Source organism: Shewanella pneumatophori, from assembly GCF_023283895.1.
Lineage (GTDB): Bacteria > Pseudomonadota > Gammaproteobacteria > Enterobacterales > Shewanellaceae > Shewanella > Shewanella pneumatophori.
Genome location: NZ_JAKILB010000018.1, coordinates 50,846 through 68,774, shown reverse-complemented (window position 1 = coordinate 68,774; position 17,929 = coordinate 50,846). Strand labels below are relative to the sequence as shown.

The window sequence follows — 17,929 nt, the reverse complement described above, 5'->3', positions numbered from 1 at the left end:
AATGTTTATGCTAGATAACAAACAAAAAGGCGACCTATTGGTCGCCTTTTGTGATGTCATTTTTAATTACTTTTTCAATTTAACTGGTCTTGCCCAGCCAGTTAAATGACGTTGCTTAACCCGAGTAATAACTAACTCATCTGCAGCTACATCTTTGGTAATGGTAGAGCCAGCCCCTAAAGTCGCTCCTTTGCCAATCGTCACAGGCGCTACAAGTTGCGTATCACTGCCAACAAATACATTGTCTTCAATAACCGTTTGGAACTTATTAGCGCCATCGTAGTTACAGGTAATAGTACCTGCACCGATATTCACACCACTACCGATTGTAGCATCACCAATGTAGGCTAAGTGGCCAGCTTTTGAGCCTTTACCTAGTACAGCCTTTTTCATTTCAACAAAGTTACCGATATGTGCATCTTCTTGTAACTCAGCACCAGGACGTAAGCGCGCAAATGGACCCGCACTTGCTGCAACACCCACTTTAGCACTTTCAATAATTGAGTATGGCTTGATCACTGCATTGTCAGCGATATCGCAATCAATAAGGATTGCGCCCGCGCCAATTGTCACGTTATTACCGATAGTGACTTTACCTTCGATAACCACGTTTACGTCGATCATCACATCCATACCTACGGTAACGTCACCGCGGATATCGATACGTGCTGGATCGCGCAGGTTAGCCCCTTCAAGCATCAGCTTTTCAGCGGCACGCGCTTGGTAAGCTCGCTCAAGTTGTGCAAGCTGCACGCGATTATTAGCACCTTCAACTTCAATAGCAGATTCAGGTTGAGCTGTGGTGATAGCCACCCCATCTCGGTGTGCCATGGCAACGATATCAGTCAGGTAGTATTCGCCTTGTGCGTTATCAGATGAAAGCTGACCTAACCAAGCTTTTAGTTGCTTACCTGGCGCCGCCATAATGCCGGTATTAATCTCGCAAATCGTAAGTTGCTCAGCATTGGCATCTTTTTGCTCAATAATACCCACTACACTACCTTGCTCACGCACGATACGGCCGTAACCAGTCGGATTAGGTAGGTTTACCGTAAGAATTGCCAAGCCATTGGCTTCGCGAACTGCTAACAAAGATTCAAGCGTAGCTGCTTGAATAAGCGGTACATCGCCATAAAGGATCAATACCGTATCATCGTCAGCGATATTGTCATTGGCTTGCGCTACCGCATGACCTGTACCTAACTGTTCGGCTTGTAGTACCCAATTAAGTTGTTGCTCCCCCAATCTTGTTTGTAGTTGCTCAGCCCCATAACCATATACTAGCTGAATCGCGTCGCTACCTACTTGATGAGCAGTATCGATAACGTGCTGCACCATACTTTTATGGGCGATAGGGTGAAGAACTTTTGGAAGATCTGAGCGCATGCGGGTTCCCTTGCCTGCGGCCAAAATCACTACATTCAGTGCCATGGGTTTATATCCTTGAGCTAATGCTTAAGCTTGTATTAAAGCTAAAGTAGAAATGAGGTCATTAATTGGTTATCGATTTTAAGCGATGCCAGCATTAAAAGCGACTTACTAGGCCTTTTAAAAAGTAATGGTTTTATCCGCCACCAGCACCCATTGCGCTAATTCATCCATAGTCGCCATCTCGCAACCTTCGATAACCTTAAGCTCTGAAAGGCCGCGAGCATGCATACATGAGCCGCAGAACTTCACTTGAGTTTTCTGCGCAATAACGATTTCAAGCATTTGCTGAATATTGTAACCCTCAACAGGTTTCTGTTTAGGCAATACAGCTGTTACCGCATCTGATAGTAAAAATAGGCTCACCTTGGCGGGAGAATAGTCTTGCTCATTAAGCTGTATAGCGAGTCGGAGTGCGTTAAACAGTTTTTCTGAGCCGTAAGGCGCGTCATTAACGATGATCAGTACGTGTTGCATAGTGAGACTCTTGCGATTAATTATCGCCGGAGAGTAACACTCATGCTTGATTTAAAGCGCCATTCTGATCACGTTGAAGCATAAAACTAGTTTAGATGCATTTGAAGTGAGTAAAAGCAGATAACCGAAGTAGCTAAAGCTGGTGGCCAAAATATAAAGCAGTGATGGTAACAAAACCCTAAAAACAAAAAAGCGCTCACCTTAGTGAACGCTTTTGTCATCAAACAATAACCTTATCTGGCAATGTTCTTCTTGATGGTCTCGACAACGCGAAGCTGAGCAATCGCTTGAGCTAGCTCAACCGCTGCTGCTGCATAATTGAAGTCAGCACCTGCACCCGCCATAGCGGCTTCGGCACGGCTTTTAGCTTCAGCAGCTGCTTGCTCGTCAATCTCATCGGCACGCATAACGACGTCAGCCAATACTGAAATTGAAGAAGGTTGTACTTCCAGGATACCACCCGAAAGGTAAAACACTTCTTCGCTTCCATCTTGCTTGACGATGCGCGCCATGCCAGGTTTGATACTTGTTAGCAGAGCGGCGTGACCAGGCATAATACCTAGTTCACCTTCTGTTCCTGATACTTGTAGCTGAGCTACGCGACCAGAAAAGATATGATTCTCTGCACTTACCATATCAAGCTGTACTGTCATGGCTGCCATCCGTTCTCCTTAAACTAGTGCTCTATATTACTACAGAATACTTAGTTATTTTTTGTTAGCTTTCTCAACGGCTTCGTCGATTGAACCAACCATGTAGAACGCTTGCTCTGGAAGGTGATCGAACTCACCCTCTAGAATGCCCTTGAAGCCACGGATTGTGTCTTTAAGAGAAACGTACTTACCTGGAGAACCGGTGAATACTTCTGCTACGAAGAATGGCTGTGAAAGATATTTTTCAATCTTACGAGCACGGAATACAGTTGTCTTATCTTCATCAGATAATTCATCCATACCTAGGATCGCAATAATATCTTTCAGCTCTTTGTAGCGCTGAAGTACGGTTTGAACACCGCTAGCAACATCGTAATGCTCTTGACCAACAATTTGTGGATCTAGCTGACGTGAAGTCGAATCCAATGGGTCAACCGCTGGGTAAATACCTAGCGAAGCAATGTTACGAGACAATACAACAGTCGCATCTAAGTGAGCGAAGGTTGTTGCTGGTGATGGATCCGTTAAGTCATCCGCAGGTACGTATACCGCTTGAACAGAGGTAATAGACCCTGTCTTAGTCGATGTAATACGCTCCTGAAGAACACCCATCTCCTCAGCCAATGTTGGCTGGTAACCTACTGCTGATGGCATACGGCCTAGCAGTGCAGATACTTCAGTACCCGCCAAGGTGTAACGGTAGATGTTATCTACGAAGAAAAGAACGTCTTTACCTTCGTCACGGAACTTCTCAGCCATTGTTAGACCAGTTAGTGCCACACGTAGACGGTTTCCTGGAGGCTCGTTCATCTGACCATATACCATGGCCACTTTATCTAGAACGCCAGAATCTTCCATCTCGTAGTAGAAGTCGTTACCCTCACGAGTACGCTCACCTACACCAGCGAAAACTGATAAACCAGAGTGTGCTTTAGCGATGTTGTTAATAAGTTCCATCATGTTAACGGTCTTACCAACACCAGCACCACCAAACAGACCAACTTTACCACCCTTAGCGAATGGACATACAAGGTCGATAACCTTGATACCAGTCTCTAAAAGTTCAGTTGTGTTTGACTGATCTTCGTATGAAGGAGCTTCACGGTGGATCACATAGCGATCTTCTTCACCGATTGGACCCGCTTCATCAACAGGCTCACCCAATACGTTCATAATACGGCCTAGGGTCGCAGCCCCAACCGGAACGGTAATTGGTGAACCAGAGTTTACAACCTCTAGGCCACGACGCAGACCATCTGAAGAACCCATAGCGATGGTACGAACTACACCACCACCAAGTTGCTGCTGAACTTCCAGCACCAAGCCTTCACTTTTGATCTCTAGAGCGTCATATACCTGAGGTACGGCATCATGTGGAAACTCTACGTCCACAACCGCGCCAATTACTTGGACAACAGTACCTGTGCTCATGATTAATCCTCTAAAACTTGTATTCGTTACCTAGCCTAAACGGCGGCAGCACCTGAAACAATTTCCGAAAGTTCTTGCGTAATCGCAGCCTGACGGGCTTTGTTATAGACCAACTGCAAGTCACCGATAAGTTCACCAGCGTTGTCTGTCGCAGCTTTCATAGCAACCATACGGGCTGCTTGCTCAGATGCGATGTTTTCAACAACACCTTGATAAACTTGAGATTCCACAAAGCGAACCAACAAAGTATCTAACAATAACTTTGGATCTGGCTCGTAGATGTAATCCCACTGATGAGTAAACTCATCTTCTTCTGACTTAGGCAAAGGTAGCAGCTGCTCGATCACTGGGGTTTGAGTCATAGTATTTACAAACTTGTTGAATACTACGTACAAACGGTCCAGCTTGCCTTCGTTGTATGCTTCTAGCATCACACGTACTGTTCCGATCAAGTCGGCTAGCTTTGGAGCATCGCCTAAACCTGAAGCAGAAGCAGATACTTGTCCGCCAAAGCTATTGAAGAACTGGGCACTACGTGCACCAATTGTACAGAATTCAACTTCTGCACCAGCTTCACGCTGTTTCTTCACGTCTGCGACAACCTTCTTGAAAAGGTTGACGTTCAGACCACCACAAAGACCACGGTCGGTTGACACAACAATGTAACCAACACGCTTAGCTTCTCGCACTTCCAAATATGGATGCTTATATTCGAGAGAACCTTGCGCCACGTGACCGATCACCTTACGCATATTTTCTGCATATGGACGACTAGAAGCCATGCGATCCTGCGCTTTACGCATTTTACTCGCGGCAACCATTTCCATTGCAGACGTGATCTTCTGAGTGTTTTGAACACTCGCGATCTTGGTTTTAATCTCTTTAGCGTTGGCCATCTTTACTCTCCAATTCTGGACCTGAGGTGCCAGAGGCACCTCTAAAATTTACCAGGTTTGGGTTTCTACGAACTTGTCCAAGCTAGCCTTCAACTCACCTTCGATGTCAGCGTTATAATCGCCAGTCTCGTTGATGGTCTTCATTAGGTCAGCATGTTCACTGTTCATGAAAGAGAGCAGAGACGCTTCGAAGTTACCAACTTTGCTAAGCTCAACGCTCTTCAAGTAGCCTTTTTCAGCTGCGAAAATAGACACAGACTGATCAGCGATACTCATAGGAGCATATTGCTTTTGCTTCATTAGTTCGGTAACACGCTCACCATGCTCAAGCTGAGCACGAGTTGCATCATCTAAGTCAGATGCAAACTGTGAGAACGCTGCAAGCTCTCGATACTGTGCAAGAGCGGTACGGATACCACCAGACAGTTTCTTGATGATCTTAGTCTGCGCTGCACCACCAACACGAGAAACAGAGATACCTGGGTTAACTGCTGGACGTAGGCCAGAGTTAAATAGATCTGTTTCAAGGAAGATCTGACCATCGGTAATCGAAATTACGTTAGTCGGTACGAATGCAGAAACGTCACCAGCTTGAGTTTCAATAATTGGTAGAGCAGTCAAAGAACCAGTTTGGCCTTTAACTTCACCTTTAGTGAACTTCTCAACATACTCGGCGTTAACACGTGAAGCACGTTCCAACAGACGAGAGTGAAGATAGAATACATCACCTGGGTATGCTTCACGTCCTGGTGGACGCTTAAGAAGCAATGAGATTTGACGGTAAGCAACAGCTTGCTTAGACAAATCATCATATACGATTAGTGAGTCTTCACCGCGGTCACGGAAGTATTCACCCATTGTACAACCAGAGTATGGAGCCAAGTATTGCAGTGCAGCAGCTTCAGAAGCTGTAGCAACAACAACAATGGTGTTCGCCAAAGCGCCGTGCTCTTCTAGCTTGCGTACTACGTTAGCAATTGTAGAAGCCTTTTGGCCTACAGCTACGTATACACACTTAATGCCAGAATCTTTTTGGTTGATAATCGCGTCGATCGCTAGAGCGGTTTTACCGATCTGGCGGTCACCAATGATCAATTCACGTTGTCCACGACCGATTGGGATCATAGAGTCAACAGCTTTATAACCAGTTTGTACTGGCTGATCTACTGATTTACGCTCAATTACACCTGGTGCAATTACTTCAACAGGAGAGAAACCATCGCTATCGATAGGTCCTTTACCGTCAATTGGTTCACCTAGCGTGTTGACTACACGGCCTAATAGACCACGGCCAACAGGTACTTCCAAAATACGGCCTGTTGTTTTAACTTTGTCGCCTTCAGCCAAAGAGGCATAAGGGCCCATTACTACGGCACCGACAGAATCACGTTCTAAGTTCAACGCGATTGCAAAACGGTTGCCAGGCAGCTCGATCATTTCACCCTGCATCACGTCGGCTAGGCCGTGGATGCGGATGATGCCGTCACTTACTGCAACGATAGTACCTTCGTTGCGAGATTCACTAACGACTTCGAACTGCTCGATCCGCTGTTTAATCAGATCGCTGATTTCAGTGGAATTCAGTTGCATGCTCAAACTCCCAATTACGACTGCAGCGTATCAGACAGACGCGAAATTTTTCCGCGGACCGAGCCATCAATGACTAAGTCTCCTGCCGTGATAATTACACCAGCAATAAGGCTGGCATCTATGCTGCAATTCAGCTTAACTTTGCGTGCTAGACGTTTCTCTAGAGAAGCGCTCAGCTCTTGTAGTTGCTCTGAGGTTAGCTCAGTAGCTGAAACGATTTGCGCTTCAACTTCTTTCGCGTACTCACGTTGCATCTCAACAAATTGTTGAGCAACAGCAGGTAGCGCAACTAAACGACCGTTTTCAGCCATTACCTTTAACAGGTTCTGAGCTTGCTCGTTGATTTGCTCGCCACAAACTCCAATAAAGAGTTCAGCAAGCTTATTGCTGGCCATAGCGCCAGACAGTAATGGCTGCATAGCTTCGTTTTCACTAACTAATGCGGCGAAGTTAAGCATTTCAGCCCAACTCTCTACTGCTTTCTGTTCAAGAGCGAAGTCAAAAGCTGCCTTTGCGTAAGGACGAGCGATGGTGGTTATTTCAGCCATAACTCAAGCTCCTTATTTAAAGTTCAGCAACAAGTTTGTTAACTATGTCACTGTGTGCGGCTTCATCAATCGAACGTTCAAGAATCTTCTCTGCGCCGGCAATAGCTAGTACAGCTACTTGCTTACGTAGGTCTTCTTTCACGCGATTACGTTCGTTTTCAATTTCAGCGTGGCCCTGAGCGATGATTTTCGCACGCTCGGTATCAGCTTCAATTTTTGCTTCATCAACGATTTGAGCTTTGCGTTTGTTTGCTTGCTCAATAATTTCGTTTGCTGTTGCTTTAGCGTCTTTCAGCTGCTCTGTGGCTTTCACCTGAGCTAGCTCTAAATCTTTTGCAGCACGTCCTGCATCAGCTAGCCCATCAGCAATTTTCTTCTGGCGTTCTTCGATAGCGTTCATCAATGGCGGCCATACAAACTTCATGCAAAACCACACAAAGAGAAGAAAAGAAATCGCTTGGCCTAGCAGGGTAGCGTTAATACTCATAACGACAACTCCTTCTAAGGGGGACGATTAGCCTGCCAATTGACCTAAGAACGGGTTAGCGAATACGAAGAATAATGCAACACCAACTGCAATCATTGAGATCGCATCAAGTAGACCAGCTACGATGAACATTTTAGTTTGAAGTGCAGGAGCAAGCTCTGGTTGACGAGCTGAAGCTTCTAGGAATTTACCACCTAGAATAGCGAAGCCAATACCAGTACCTAGCGCTGCTAAGCCGATCATAATTGCGACAGCGATTGCTGTAAAGCTAATTACAGTTTCCATTTTATCTCCGATAAATATCTAATTTTTAATAAATTAATGGTCTTCATGTGCCATGCTTAGATATACAATCGTAAGCATCATGAAGATAAACGCCTGAAGCACAATTACCAAAATATGGAAAATGGCCCAAGGCACTGATAATGCAAACTGAGCCCACCAAGGCATCAGCGCTATCAGAATAAAGATCAACTCACCTGCATACAGGTTACCAAACAGACGAAGCGATAATGAAATCGGCTTCGCAACCAAGGTCACTGTTTCCAAAATAAAGTTAATTGGAATTAGTGCCCAGTGATTGAAAGGCTGCATAGTTAGTTCTTTAGTGAAACCACCTACACCTTTAACCTTGATACTGTAAAAAACAATTAACGCGAACACACTCAAAGCTAAGCCTAAAGTTACGTTCAAGTCAGTTGTAGGTACAATCTTTAGGTAAGGTACGCCTAAGAATCGTTTGGCGGCCTCAGGTACAAAGTCAACAGGGATCAAGTCCATTAAGTTCATCAGGAAAACCCAGACGAAAATAGTTAGACCTAACGGTGCGATAACTGCATTTTTCCCATGAAATGAGTCTTTTACAATTTTATCTACACCTTCCACGCACATTTCAACAAAACATTGAAGCTTGCCTGGAACGCCAATTGTTGCCTTTTGTCCTACTTTGTAGAATAACCACAAAAATAGAACCCCTAGACCAACTGAAAACAAAAGTGAGTCAATGTGCCAAGTCCAAAATCCTGCATCTTGACATGCATAGTTAAAAGCAATTCCGCCATCAGCGGAACACATTTTCGCATTAGTCAGGTGATGCTGGATATAGTCGGAAGCCGTTACAGTTAACGTGTCATCCCCAGTTGTCGCCATGATTAATCTCACTTAATTTTGTTTGATGTATAAAGGAGCTATCCAAGGCACGATTAACACAAGTAGATAACTGACGAATAACGGCATAAATGCCGACTTCATCAAACCAAATGCCAGTGAAAATAACACAATGGTTAATAGCAACTTTACCGCTTCCCCCAGGAAAAAAGACCGTACGACTTTTCCTGATGCTTGCGCTCCCGCATGGGAAAAAGCTAGGGTTGCGAATACAAAATTAGGGAGTACTGCAATGACACCACCTGCCAAAGCAGATAAGCCATACGGCCCCCCCCACATAGCAAAAAAGAAAATTGAAACACATCCAGCCATCGCTGCCTGTAGTAAAACCAATTTATAGGCTGACCATCGGCCACGACGTGCTAAAACCTTGCTCAATTTATCTTCTCCGCATTATAACTTCTTGTTTCGATGACCGGATTACAAATATCCGTCCAAACTCGAGGTACAAAAAGCTTGCGAAAGTATACCGTTTCAAGCTTTCAAAGCAAGTTTAACTGTTAGAAAAAGGAGACTTTTAGCGTGATCTACGCCAAAAGTCTAAAAGTATAAGATTAACGAATGTCACAAAATTACATAATATAGTGTTAACTTTGTTTTTTTAGCGGATTTTGCTGATAATACCCTCTAATTCAGCCAAGTTTTGGTAGTTTATTACCATTTTGCCTTTGCCCTTTTTATTGTGAGTCAAAGACACCTTAGCTCCCAGCCTTTCAATTAATTGCGTCTCTAAACGCACCACATCATGATCTTTAGCTGGTTTTTCGACGATTTCAGTTTGGTTTAAGGTTTTATTAACCAATCGTTCTGTTTCACGAACTGTTAATTCTTTAGAAACTACTAATCGAGCCAAATTTGTTTGCTCGTCACCGCTAATTGCAAGCAGTGCTCGGCCATGGCCCATATCAATATCGCCATACTCAAGCATACGCTTAACCGGCTCATTTAAGCCATTAAGTCTTAGCAAATTTGAGACCGTTGCCCGAGATTTTCCTACTGCATCAGCAATTTGCTGATGAGTCAGTTCAAATTCTTCAATTAAACGGTTTAAGGCAATAGCTTCTTCCATTGCATTTAGGTCTTCACGCTGAATGTTTTCAATCAGTGCGATAGCCACAGCCGCTTCATCAGGTACTTGCTTAACAATACAAGGGATTTGCGCTAGGCCTGCAAGCTGAGACGCGCGCCAACGACGCTCACCTGCAATAATTTCGTAGCTTTCAGGTGATACCTTACGTACCACGATAGGCTGGATAACACCTTGCGCTCTTATAGATTCAGCCAGCTCTTCTAATGCTTCTGGCGCCATATCTTTACGCGGCTGATACTTACCTGGCTGCAGTCTATCGATGTCTAACATAATCAGATCATCGTTTTTGATATCTTGTTCTACTTCAGCGACTGGTTCTGCACGCTTACTTGCTGCTTGGCTAGTACTTAAAAGTGCATCAAGCCCTTTACCCAAGCCTCTTTTTTTCAATGTCATTTTTTATCCTTAAACTTGCTCAGCCTGGGTAAGTTGCTCTGCACGACGAATAATTTCGCCTGCTAGTGCCAGATAGGCTTTGGCCCCTGCGCTCGATTTATCATAATACATTGCCGGAGCCCCAAAACTTGGCGCTTCAGCTAAACGAACATTCCTTGGGATCACAGTGCGGTAAACTTTTTCACCAAAGTGTTGTTTCAATTGGTCAGAAACATCATTAGATAGGCGGTTACGTGGATCATACATAGTACGTAAGATCCCTTCGATATGCAGACCTGGGTTAACCATCGCACCTAATTTGCTAATGGTGTCCATTAACGCTGTTAAACCTTCTAACGCGTAGTATTCACATTGCATTGGTACCAACACTGAGTCGGCTGCAGACATAGCATTAACGGTTAGCATGTTTAGCGATGGTGGGCAGTCGATGAAAATAAAATCATAATCATCTTTGATAGGGGCAAGCGCGTTGCGAAGACGGATCTCGCGGGCAAAAAACTCCATAAGTTTGATTTCAGCCGCGGTCACATCACCATTACCGGCGATAAGATCATATTTCCCGTTCGTATCTCGGCAAACAACGTCTTCAAATGCTTTTTCTTCAACCAATAATTCATAGGCAGTATTTTCGACTTCATACTTATCGATACCACTTCCCATGGTTGCGTTGCCTTGCGGATCGAGATCGATCAACAAAACACGGCGCTTAGTTGCTGCTAATGAAGCTGCTAAATTTACACAAGTTGTTGTTTTTCCGACGCCACCTTTCTGGTTGGCCACGGCAATCACTTTACCCACAATATCACCCTGTAAGTCACTTTTATTATATTTCTAAACAGTGCGTTGCTTAGAAATTTAGCGCACAAATCTAATGGTTATTAGTCTTAAATTGCTTGAAGTGCTGAAAGATTGCAAATTTCAGCACCTTAAGCAACATAGCTTACTCCATCTAGTCTTTTATTATCGTGACTTAGACAAACAAGCTTAATCTTGCTTGATCACACGCAGCAAATGGCGCTGCTCATCAAGTTTAGGAACTTTTAGCTCAAATGTATCAGTTACCACGAAGCCTTCTGGCAATTGTGACATTTCTTCTTCGCTTAATTGGCCTTTTAGCGCGTAAAAACAACCATCTGCTTTTGGCAAATGGTGGCACCAATGCAACATATCTTGAATTGACGCGAATGCACGGCTTAATACGCCATCAAATAGCTCTTCTGGTTGATAAGCTTCAACACGGCTTTCAACAGAAGAAATATTATTGATACCTAGCTCAAACTGCACCTGCTTTTGAAAGCGAATACGTTTGCCTAAGCTATCAAGTAATACAAATTCTTTATCTGGATTTAAGATTGCCAGTGGGATCCCCGGTAGACCAGGACCTGTTCCAACATCAATAAAGCGTTGTCCTACAAGATGAGGGGATACAACTAAACTATCCATGATGTGACGGATCAGCATTTGCTCAGGATCGCGCACAGAAGTGAGGTTAAATGCCTTATTCCATTTGTTGAGCATACCAACAAAGTCTAGCAGCTGCTGTTTTTGGTGTTCAGTAGCAGTCAGGCCTACTTCGGCTAAATAATCATTTAATTGGGCAGATAACACTTTGTGTGTCCTCAAAATAGAGCAATTCAGAAATCAATCGGTATTATGAAGTGCTGAAATGATGAAAGGAAGCCTTCAGACTTCCCTTTATCATACAAAACTACCGAATATACGGCGTATTAAGCGCTTTTACGTAATAAACCGCGTTTTTTAAGGTGTACCAGTAAGATTGAGATGGCTGCTGGTGTCATACCTGAAATACGCGATGCTTGACCAATCGTTTCAGGTTTATGCTCATTCATCTTAGCAATTACCTCGTTGGATAAACCTGGCACTTCTTGGTAATCCAGATCTAACGGCAATAGGGTAGTTTCATGACGGATCGCTTTATCGATCTCACCTTGTTGACGCTGAATATAACCAGAATATTTCACTTGGATCTGTACTTGCTCTGCAGCTCGTTGATCTTCAAGCGCTGGACCAAAACCTTCAATTGCCATTAGTTTAGGATAATCCATCTCTGGGCGACGTAATAAATCTTCAAATGTTGCTTCACGGGTGATCGGCGTATTCAAATGTGGATTTAATGCGTTAACTAGTGGCGAATTAGGATGGATCCACTGGCTGCGCAGGCGTTGCAGTTCAGTTTCAATTGATTCCATTTTTTCGCTGAACATTGCCCAACGCTTATCATCAACTAAACCAAGCTCACGGCCTTTTTCAGTTAGGCGTAAATCAGCGTTATCTTCACGTAATAACAAACGGTATTCCGCACGGCTAGTGAACATGCGGTACGGTTCTTTAGTTCCTAGGGTTGATAAATCATCAACCAATACGCCTAGGTAAGCTTGATCACGACGTGGACACCAAGCTTCTTTACCTTGAACTTGCAGCGAAGCGTTCATACCGGCTAATAAACCTTGAGCACCGGCTTCTTCGTAGCCGGTTGTACCGTTGATCTGACCTGCAAAGAACAAACCACTAATGGTTTTAGTTTCTAATGAGTTTTTAAGGTCGCGCGGATCAAAATAATCATATTCGATTGCATAACCAGGACGCATGATCTCAGCATGCTCCATGCCTTTGATTGAGCGAACTAAATTCAGCTGTACGTCAAATGGCAAGCTAGTTGAAATACCGTTTGGATAAATTTCAGTCGTATTTAAACCTTCTGGCTCAATAAAAATTTGGTGCGATGTTTTATCAGCAAAGCGATTAACTTTATCTTCGATAGAAGGGCAGTAACGTGGGCCAATACCTTCGATAACCCCTGAGTACATTGGGCTACGATCTAATCCGCCACGAATAATATCGTGAGTACGCTCATTGGTATGAGTGATATGACAAGACACTTGCTCTGGATGATCGTTTACATCACCGATGAAAGACATAACTGGTAATGGATCATCACCTTTTTGTTCTGTCATCAATGAAAAATCAATAGTGTTCGCATCGATACGTGGTGGGGTACCGGTTTTTAAACGGCCAACACGAATTGGTAACTCACGTAATCGATGAGCTAATGCGATAGCTGGCGGATCACCTGCACGACCACCGCTATAGTTTTCAAGACCTATGTGGATCTTACCGCCTAGGAATGTACCGGCAGTTAATACAACAGCAGGTGCTTCAAACGCTAAGCCCATTTGCGTAACAACACCGATAACTTTTTCATTTTTAACAACTAGATCGTCTACAGCTTGTTGAAAAATACGTAAGTTTGGTTGGTTTTGTAAGATCGCTTGGATCTTATTGCGGTAAAGCGCTCTATCAGCTTGTGCTCGAGTTGCACGAACAGCTGGCCCTTTACTTGAATTCAATGTACGAAATTGAATACCTGCATAGTCAGTAGCTACAGCCATTGCGCCACCTAGGGCGTCAATTTCTTTGACTAAGTGTCCTTTACCTATGCCGCCGATAGCAGGGTTACAGGACATTTGTCCTAAAGTATCTATGTTATGGGTCAGTAACAGCGTTTTGGAGCCCATTCTAGCTGAAGCTAACGCCGCTTCAGTACCAGCATGACCACCACCAACAACGATTACATCAAACCGTTCATGAAATTGCATTCGACAGCCTTCGATTCGTAAAAGGATAAATAGTTTTTGAGCAGATCATTTTAGCACTTGCTTTGCTTAAGGTGAACGATCTATTTCGCTTGTTTTGATCAGCATGGATCCGCTTAATAGATCTTAAGATCTTTATATAGATCTCTTATTATGTTTACTATTAGGATCGCTGTTTTCGGTGGATAACTCTAATTTCTCTTTATATTCAATAGATAACGAAGAAATGATCTTGTGATCTGATCGCGATCTAACTCGATTAAGCTTGTGGGTAGATCGCCTACTTATCCACAAGGTGGATCATTGAGCAGATCGGATGTGAATTAATACAAGCGTTGATCAGATCAAAATAATACCTTATCCACATATTTATTAAATTAATAAGTTTTATGTGGATAAGTGTGATCAAATCTGTGAGTTATTATTCATATAGGTGGGAAGATCATTTTTGAATATGATCTTAAATTTTGGCTTGCCACTCGCTAAGCCATGATAATGCTGCTTCTTCTGCAATTGGATTATATTGCACATCGATCTGGATCTTATCCACAAATACTTGTGCACTGCATAAATCAAGCTGTCCAATCAGCTTTTCAGGGCCTTGGCAAAAAGTGTCATAACTTGAATCGCCAATTGCACATAAAGCATATTTTACAGCGCTCAGATCTGGTTTTTGGGCTTGGATCTCTTCGAAAAACGGTACGATATTGTCTGGAAGATCACCTGCTCCATGAGTAGAAGACACGATGATCCAAAGTGAATCTTTGCTCAATTCGTCTAAATTTGGGGTTAAATGTATTAAGGTTTCATGGCCTAAATCACTTAATTGATCTGATATTTCATCTGCGACATATTCGGTACCACCGAGAGTTGTACCTACTAAAATCTCTACTTTTGCCATTCTGTATCCTAATAATTACTTTCAAATAGCGCTAAAAACAGTCGTTAACAAGCCTTTTGAACACCTATATATAGGTAAGCTCATGCATGAGAACAGTAACATAATGCTGCTTATCTGCTCTAAATTGCCCGCCAAACAGGCTCATACTTGTATTGATTGGTATTATATAGCTTAGTGCTGATGCGCATGATAAGTGAAATTAGACTAAGGATCTTGTTACTTATATTGCTTTAACTTTTATATGTATGGATTGAATAACTGTTTATTGTGCTGGATATTTATCAAGGAGCTAACTGCTCTAGTCCCGTTAGATGGCATAAATAGGCTGTTTTTTACAGCAGTTGGTGCATTGTAGAGCTGTAGATTTTTGTAGCTTAAAATCTCTATCACGTTTATCTAAAGCTTATAAAGGTATCTTAACGGGCTACCCATACAATAAAAGATCTACAAATAGGATTTGAATAGAATGATAAACAAGATAATTCTCGATAGCGATCCGGGAATTGATGATGCAATGGCAATATTATTTGCTGAAGCTCATCCAGCAATCGAGCTTAAGGCTATTACTACCGTTTATGGTAATGCTACGATCGAAAATGGAACCAATAACGCATTATTTTTAAAACAAAAATATGGTTTTAAAGCGGATATCGTACAAGGGGCTAGTCAGCCGATTGTACGTGATCCTGTTGGGCCTACAGTTGTGGTACATGGCGAAACGGGTTTTGGTGATGTGCATGCGCCTACAGATCTAACTGTAACAGCTGATCCTCGTCCTGCTTACCAATACATTATTGATGCGGTAAAAGCCGAACCTGGTGAAATCACATTAGTGGCTGTTGGTCCTCTGACTAACCTAGCCTTAGCACTTGAAGCGGCTCCAGAGATCGCTTCTCTAGTTAAAGAAGTTGTAGTCATGGGCGGTGCGTTTGGTATGAACGACCATCGTGGCAACGTTACGCCATATGCTGAGGCTAATATCCACGACGATCCTCATGCGGCTGACATAGTATTTACAGCTGCTTGGCCTGTGGTTGTTATTGGTCTTGATGTCACTGAAGAAAGCTTCTTTAGTAAAGATTACCTTGATCAGCTACGTGATGATGCCGCTGAAGTTGGTCAGTTTATTTGGGATATTAGTCGTTACTATTTGAAGTTCTATTCTGAAAAAGTAGGCTTAGAAGGCTGCCATGTGCATGACCCATCAGCTATCGCCTATGTTATCGATCCTAGCTTATTCACCTTACGTGAAGGCCCAGTTCGTGTGGTAACAGATGGCCCTGCAGAAGGGCTAACGATTCAGAAATTTGATAAGCGCCGTTATCAGCATGATGACTGGGCATCAAAACCAGCGCAAAAGGTTGGGGTAGCAGTACGCGACCAAGCTTTACTTGAGTTATACCGCGAAACAATTATTGAATACGGTCATCGTAAATAGCGACTAAAGTGAAGTTATCACTATGAAAAAGCGGAGATTAATCTCCGCTTTTTATTATACCAATCAGCACTGTTAAAAATTGCTCTGAGTAGAGCACACTTTTTACACTGCTTAGCTAATGTTTTGTACTTGTGACGCTAGTAACCAAATAGCTAATATAAAGAAGATCCCACCCATAAATTTATTCTGATAAGTTCTAAACTTTTCATTGTTTAGCAGTGGTTTACCTACTGTACCGACCAAGGCTACTAGTAGTAAATTAAAGGCCAACCCCATTACATTGAGCAGTAAACCTAGTGCTAGCATTTGTTCGCCTGAGCTAGCTGTTAGCTGAGTAGAGACAAATTGTGGCAAGAACAATACAAAGAATATTAATGCTTTAGGGTTTAGTAGATTGCTAACAACAGCACGTTTATATAGCAATTTGGCTAAGTTATTTTGTTGGCTTATTTCTGGTGCTTCAGCAGCAGAACTTCTAATGCAGTCCCAGCCCATTTTTAGTAAATATGCGGCACCAAGAACACGTAATACCTCTAAAGCCATTGGGTTCATGGCGATAACAGCTGATACACCCATAGCAGCTAACAAAGTCAAGATTAGACCTGAGGTAGCGTTACCAAAGCTGGCATAGACACCGACTTTTTTACCGTAGCTTAGGCTTGAGCTCGCAATTAAAAGCATGTCCGGGCCAGGTATAAGAAGGAGGGCGATAACAGTAGTTAAATATAGTGGCAGTAAGGCCAAATCGATCATCATATATATGCAGGTATAAAGTGTGCGCTGAAAACAAGGCGCGGATTCTACAGTGATCGAATTGGAATGAAAGTGATACAGCTAGTAAAAATAGCGACCCAATTGGCATACTTTGTTTACGCTGGTTTTTATATAACTTTTTTGGGGCTAACCATTACTCATTTATCATCATTTTAAGCGTATATTTAATATTTGTAGCTTTGATTTTGATTGTTAATTATTAGTGGTGAAAGCAGGGCGTTCGATATTAAATTACCAAGCTATTTTGTATAATACAGTATTGGATTTGTTAATTTTACGTAGGGTTAAATGAAGAAAAATGGTTTTACTCTTATAGAGTTAGTAGTAACTATTATTATATTGGCCATACTTTCTGTTATTGCTGTTCCTAAGTTTATCGGTTTGCAGGCAGACGCTAGGCTTGCCTCGTTGCAAGGCTTAAAAACTGAGATGCACGGAGTGATGAGCGTACTTTACCCAAAATCTGTATTTCAAGGATTAGAGAATAAACCTAAACCTGATAAAGAGAATGGCGAGGAAAACTTTATTGTCATTGATGGGGAAAAAGTCGATTTGGTATATGGTTATCCTGCTGCTGATGCTGCAAACAGCTGGAGCAAGTTGATAATGGCTAAATTTGAGGACTCGCAATTTAATCCTGAACGTCCAGCCGACTGGTATTTTCAAAATAACCCTGCTGAAAATTTTATTCTATTTATGCCGCAAACGAAGAAGTTTAAAGGTGACAATTGCTATCTTAAATATACAGAAGCACAGAGCCCTACCACGCCACCTACTTTCGAAATTCTTGATAGTGGTTGTTAGTCATTATTGTTCAATATTTTAGTTGTATGTATAGAAAATAACTGATTAAAAATCTTTTAAAACAGATGCTTAATTTAATATGACTAATCGCGGTAATCGCTGGGTTATTTTTAAAGCTTAGTTTTAAAGATTAGTTATAAACGCCTGATTTTAGCCGCTCAAGCTACAGAGCGGTCATGGCACAGTCTAAAGTAGAGTTTTAACGTTCTAGTTAAGTACCTTCTTAATTACCAAT

19 protein-coding genes are annotated in these 17,929 nt (G+C 42.6%); 2 read left to right on the top strand and 17 right to left on the bottom strand.

Features of this window, described 5'->3' with window-relative positions:
- Window positions 1–66 precede the first annotated feature (66 nt).
- From glmU to mioC, 16 genes are all read right to left on the bottom strand, one after another.
- The gene (glmU, locus tag L2740_RS19770) at window positions 67–1,431 is read right to left on the bottom strand and encodes a bifunctional UDP-N-acetylglucosamine diphosphorylase/glucosamine-1-phosphate N-acetyltransferase GlmU (protein WP_248951750.1); all 1,365 of its coding nucleotides are present in this window, start codon (window positions 1,429–1,431) and stop codon (window positions 67–69) included.
- 117 nt (window positions 1,432–1,548) lie between these two features.
- The gene (locus L2740_RS19765; RefSeq protein ID WP_248951749.1) at window positions 1,549–1,905 is read right to left on the bottom strand and encodes a DsrE/DsrF/TusD sulfur relay family protein; all 357 of its coding nucleotides are present in this window, start codon (window positions 1,903–1,905) and stop codon (window positions 1,549–1,551) included.
- A gap of 233 nt (window positions 1,906–2,138) precedes the next feature.
- Window positions 2,139–2,567 (bottom strand): F0F1 ATP synthase subunit epsilon, encoded by a 429-nt coding sequence (locus tag L2740_RS19760; RefSeq protein WP_028767762.1) that lies wholly within the window; start codon window positions 2,565–2,567, stop codon window positions 2,139–2,141.
- A gap of 45 nt (window positions 2,568–2,612) precedes the next feature.
- Window positions 2,613–3,989 carry a F0F1 ATP synthase subunit beta gene (gene atpD / locus L2740_RS19755; RefSeq protein ID WP_028767763.1) on the bottom strand — a complete coding sequence of 459 codons (1,377 nt, stop codon included), beginning with the start codon at window positions 3,987–3,989 and terminating at the stop codon, window positions 2,613–2,615.
- Between the two features lie 35 nt (window positions 3,990–4,024).
- The gene (gene atpG, locus L2740_RS19750) at window positions 4,025–4,885 is read right to left on the bottom strand and encodes a F0F1 ATP synthase subunit gamma (protein WP_248951748.1); all 861 of its coding nucleotides are present in this window, start codon (window positions 4,883–4,885) and stop codon (window positions 4,025–4,027) included.
- A 48-nt stretch (window positions 4,886–4,933) separates the two neighbouring features.
- Window positions 4,934–6,475 (bottom strand): F0F1 ATP synthase subunit alpha, encoded by a 1,542-nt coding sequence (atpA, locus tag L2740_RS19745; protein ID WP_248951747.1) that lies wholly within the window; start codon window positions 6,473–6,475, stop codon window positions 4,934–4,936.
- Window positions 6,476–6,489: 14 nt separating this feature from the next.
- Entirely contained in the window at window positions 6,490–7,023 is a 534-nt protein-coding gene (gene atpH, locus L2740_RS19740; RefSeq protein ID WP_248951746.1) for a F0F1 ATP synthase subunit delta, read from the bottom strand.
- 16 nt (window positions 7,024–7,039) lie between these two features.
- Complete coding sequence (atpF, locus tag L2740_RS19735; protein ID WP_220764201.1) at window positions 7,040–7,510, bottom strand: F0F1 ATP synthase subunit B; 471 nt, start codon at window positions 7,508–7,510, stop codon at window positions 7,040–7,042.
- A 27-nt stretch (window positions 7,511–7,537) separates the two neighbouring features.
- Window positions 7,538–7,795, bottom strand: coding sequence for a F0F1 ATP synthase subunit C (atpE, locus tag L2740_RS19730; RefSeq protein ID WP_012157432.1), 258 nt, complete (start codon window positions 7,793–7,795; stop codon window positions 7,538–7,540).
- Between the two features lie 33 nt (window positions 7,796–7,828).
- The gene (gene atpB, locus L2740_RS19725; protein ID WP_248951745.1) at window positions 7,829–8,659 is read right to left on the bottom strand and encodes a F0F1 ATP synthase subunit A; all 831 of its coding nucleotides are present in this window, start codon (window positions 8,657–8,659) and stop codon (window positions 7,829–7,831) included.
- 12 nt (window positions 8,660–8,671) lie between these two features.
- Window positions 8,672–9,055 (bottom strand): ATP synthase subunit I, encoded by a 384-nt coding sequence (locus tag L2740_RS19720; RefSeq protein ID WP_248472126.1) that lies wholly within the window; start codon window positions 9,053–9,055, stop codon window positions 8,672–8,674.
- Window positions 9,056–9,278: 223 nt separating this feature from the next.
- Window positions 9,279–10,163: a ParB/RepB/Spo0J family partition protein gene (locus L2740_RS19715; protein ID WP_248951744.1), complete on the bottom strand. Its 885-nt coding sequence runs from the start codon at window positions 10,161–10,163 to the stop codon at window positions 9,279–9,281.
- A 9-nt stretch (window positions 10,164–10,172) separates the two neighbouring features.
- A complete protein-coding gene (locus L2740_RS19710; protein WP_248472124.1) occupies window positions 10,173–10,961 on the bottom strand; it encodes a ParA family protein in 789 nt (262 codons plus the stop codon).
- Between the two features lie 186 nt (window positions 10,962–11,147).
- Window positions 11,148–11,771: a 16S rRNA (guanine(527)-N(7))-methyltransferase RsmG gene (gene rsmG / locus L2740_RS19705; RefSeq protein ID WP_248951743.1), complete on the bottom strand. Its 624-nt coding sequence runs from the start codon at window positions 11,769–11,771 to the stop codon at window positions 11,148–11,150.
- A gap of 119 nt (window positions 11,772–11,890) precedes the next feature.
- Complete coding sequence (mnmG, locus tag L2740_RS19700) at window positions 11,891–13,780, bottom strand: tRNA uridine-5-carboxymethylaminomethyl(34) synthesis enzyme MnmG (protein ID WP_248951742.1); 1,890 nt, start codon at window positions 13,778–13,780, stop codon at window positions 11,891–11,893.
- A 457-nt stretch (window positions 13,781–14,237) separates the two neighbouring features.
- Entirely contained in the window at window positions 14,238–14,678 is a 441-nt protein-coding gene (mioC, locus tag L2740_RS19695; RefSeq protein WP_248951741.1) for an FMN-binding protein MioC, read from the bottom strand.
- Between the two features lie 466 nt (window positions 14,679–15,144).
- Here mioC and L2740_RS19690 point away from each other — a divergent pair, with 466 nt between their 5' ends.
- Window positions 15,145–16,116: a nucleoside hydrolase gene (locus L2740_RS19690; RefSeq protein WP_248951740.1), complete on the top strand. Its 972-nt coding sequence runs from the start codon at window positions 15,145–15,147 to the stop codon at window positions 16,114–16,116.
- 111 nt (window positions 16,117–16,227) lie between these two features.
- On the opposite strand, the gene L2740_RS19685 is transcribed toward L2740_RS19690, so the two are convergent.
- A complete protein-coding gene (locus tag L2740_RS19685; RefSeq protein ID WP_248951761.1) occupies window positions 16,228–16,869 on the bottom strand; it encodes a LysE family translocator in 642 nt (213 codons plus the stop codon).
- Window positions 16,870–17,178: 309 nt separating this feature from the next.
- Here L2740_RS19685 and L2740_RS21485 point away from each other — a divergent pair, with 309 nt between their 5' ends.
- The gene (locus L2740_RS21485; RefSeq protein WP_275974413.1) at window positions 17,179–17,694 is read left to right on the top strand and encodes a type II secretion system protein; all 516 of its coding nucleotides are present in this window, start codon (window positions 17,179–17,181) and stop codon (window positions 17,692–17,694) included.
- The last annotated feature ends 235 nt before the right edge of the window (window positions 17,695–17,929 follow it).

What these genes read in the sequence shown, in the direction of transcription:
- glmU (WP_248951750.1), bottom strand. Translation starts at nt 1,431, where the DNA reads ATGGCACTGAATGTAGTGATTTTGGCCGCAGGCAAGGGAACCCGCATG.
- L2740_RS19765 (WP_248951749.1), bottom strand. Translation starts at nt 1,905, where the DNA reads ATGCAACACGTACTGATCATCGTTAATGACGCGCCTTACGGCTCAGAA.
- L2740_RS19760 (WP_028767762.1), bottom strand. Translation starts at nt 2,567, where the DNA reads ATGGCAGCCATGACAGTACAGCTTGATATGGTAAGTGCAGAGAATCAT.
- atpD (WP_028767763.1), bottom strand. Translation starts at nt 3,989, where the DNA reads ATGAGCACAGGTACTGTTGTCCAAGTAATTGGCGCGGTTGTGGACGTA.
- atpG (WP_248951748.1), bottom strand. Translation starts at nt 4,885, where the DNA reads ATGGCCAACGCTAAAGAGATTAAAACCAAGATCGCGAGTGTTCAAAAC.
- atpA (WP_248951747.1), bottom strand. Translation starts at nt 6,475, where the DNA reads ATGCAACTGAATTCCACTGAAATCAGCGATCTGATTAAACAGCGGATC.
- atpH (WP_248951746.1), bottom strand. Translation starts at nt 7,023, where the DNA reads ATGGCTGAAATAACCACCATCGCTCGTCCTTACGCAAAGGCAGCTTTT.
- atpF (WP_220764201.1), bottom strand. Translation starts at nt 7,510, where the DNA reads ATGAGTATTAACGCTACCCTGCTAGGCCAAGCGATTTCTTTTCTTCTC.
- atpE (WP_012157432.1), bottom strand. Translation starts at nt 7,795, where the DNA reads ATGGAAACTGTAATTAGCTTTACAGCAATCGCTGTCGCAATTATGATC.
- atpB (WP_248951745.1), bottom strand. Translation starts at nt 8,659, where the DNA reads ATGGCGACAACTGGGGATGACACGTTAACTGTAACGGCTTCCGACTAT.
- L2740_RS19715 (WP_248951744.1), bottom strand. Translation starts at nt 10,163, where the DNA reads ATGACATTGAAAAAAAGAGGCTTGGGTAAAGGGCTTGATGCACTTTTA.
- mnmG (WP_248951742.1), bottom strand. Translation starts at nt 13,780, where the DNA reads ATGCAATTTCATGAACGGTTTGATGTAATCGTTGTTGGTGGTGGTCAT.
- mioC (WP_248951741.1), bottom strand. Translation starts at nt 14,678, where the DNA reads ATGGCAAAAGTAGAGATTTTAGTAGGTACAACTCTCGGTGGTACCGAA.
- L2740_RS19690 (WP_248951740.1), top strand. Translation starts at nt 15,145, where the DNA reads ATGATAAACAAGATAATTCTCGATAGCGATCCGGGAATTGATGATGCA.
- L2740_RS19685 (WP_248951761.1), bottom strand. Translation starts at nt 16,869, where the DNA reads ATGATCGATTTGGCCTTACTGCCACTATATTTAACTACTGTTATCGCC.
- L2740_RS21485 (WP_275974413.1), top strand. Translation starts at nt 17,179, where the DNA reads ATGAAGAAAAATGGTTTTACTCTTATAGAGTTAGTAGTAACTATTATT.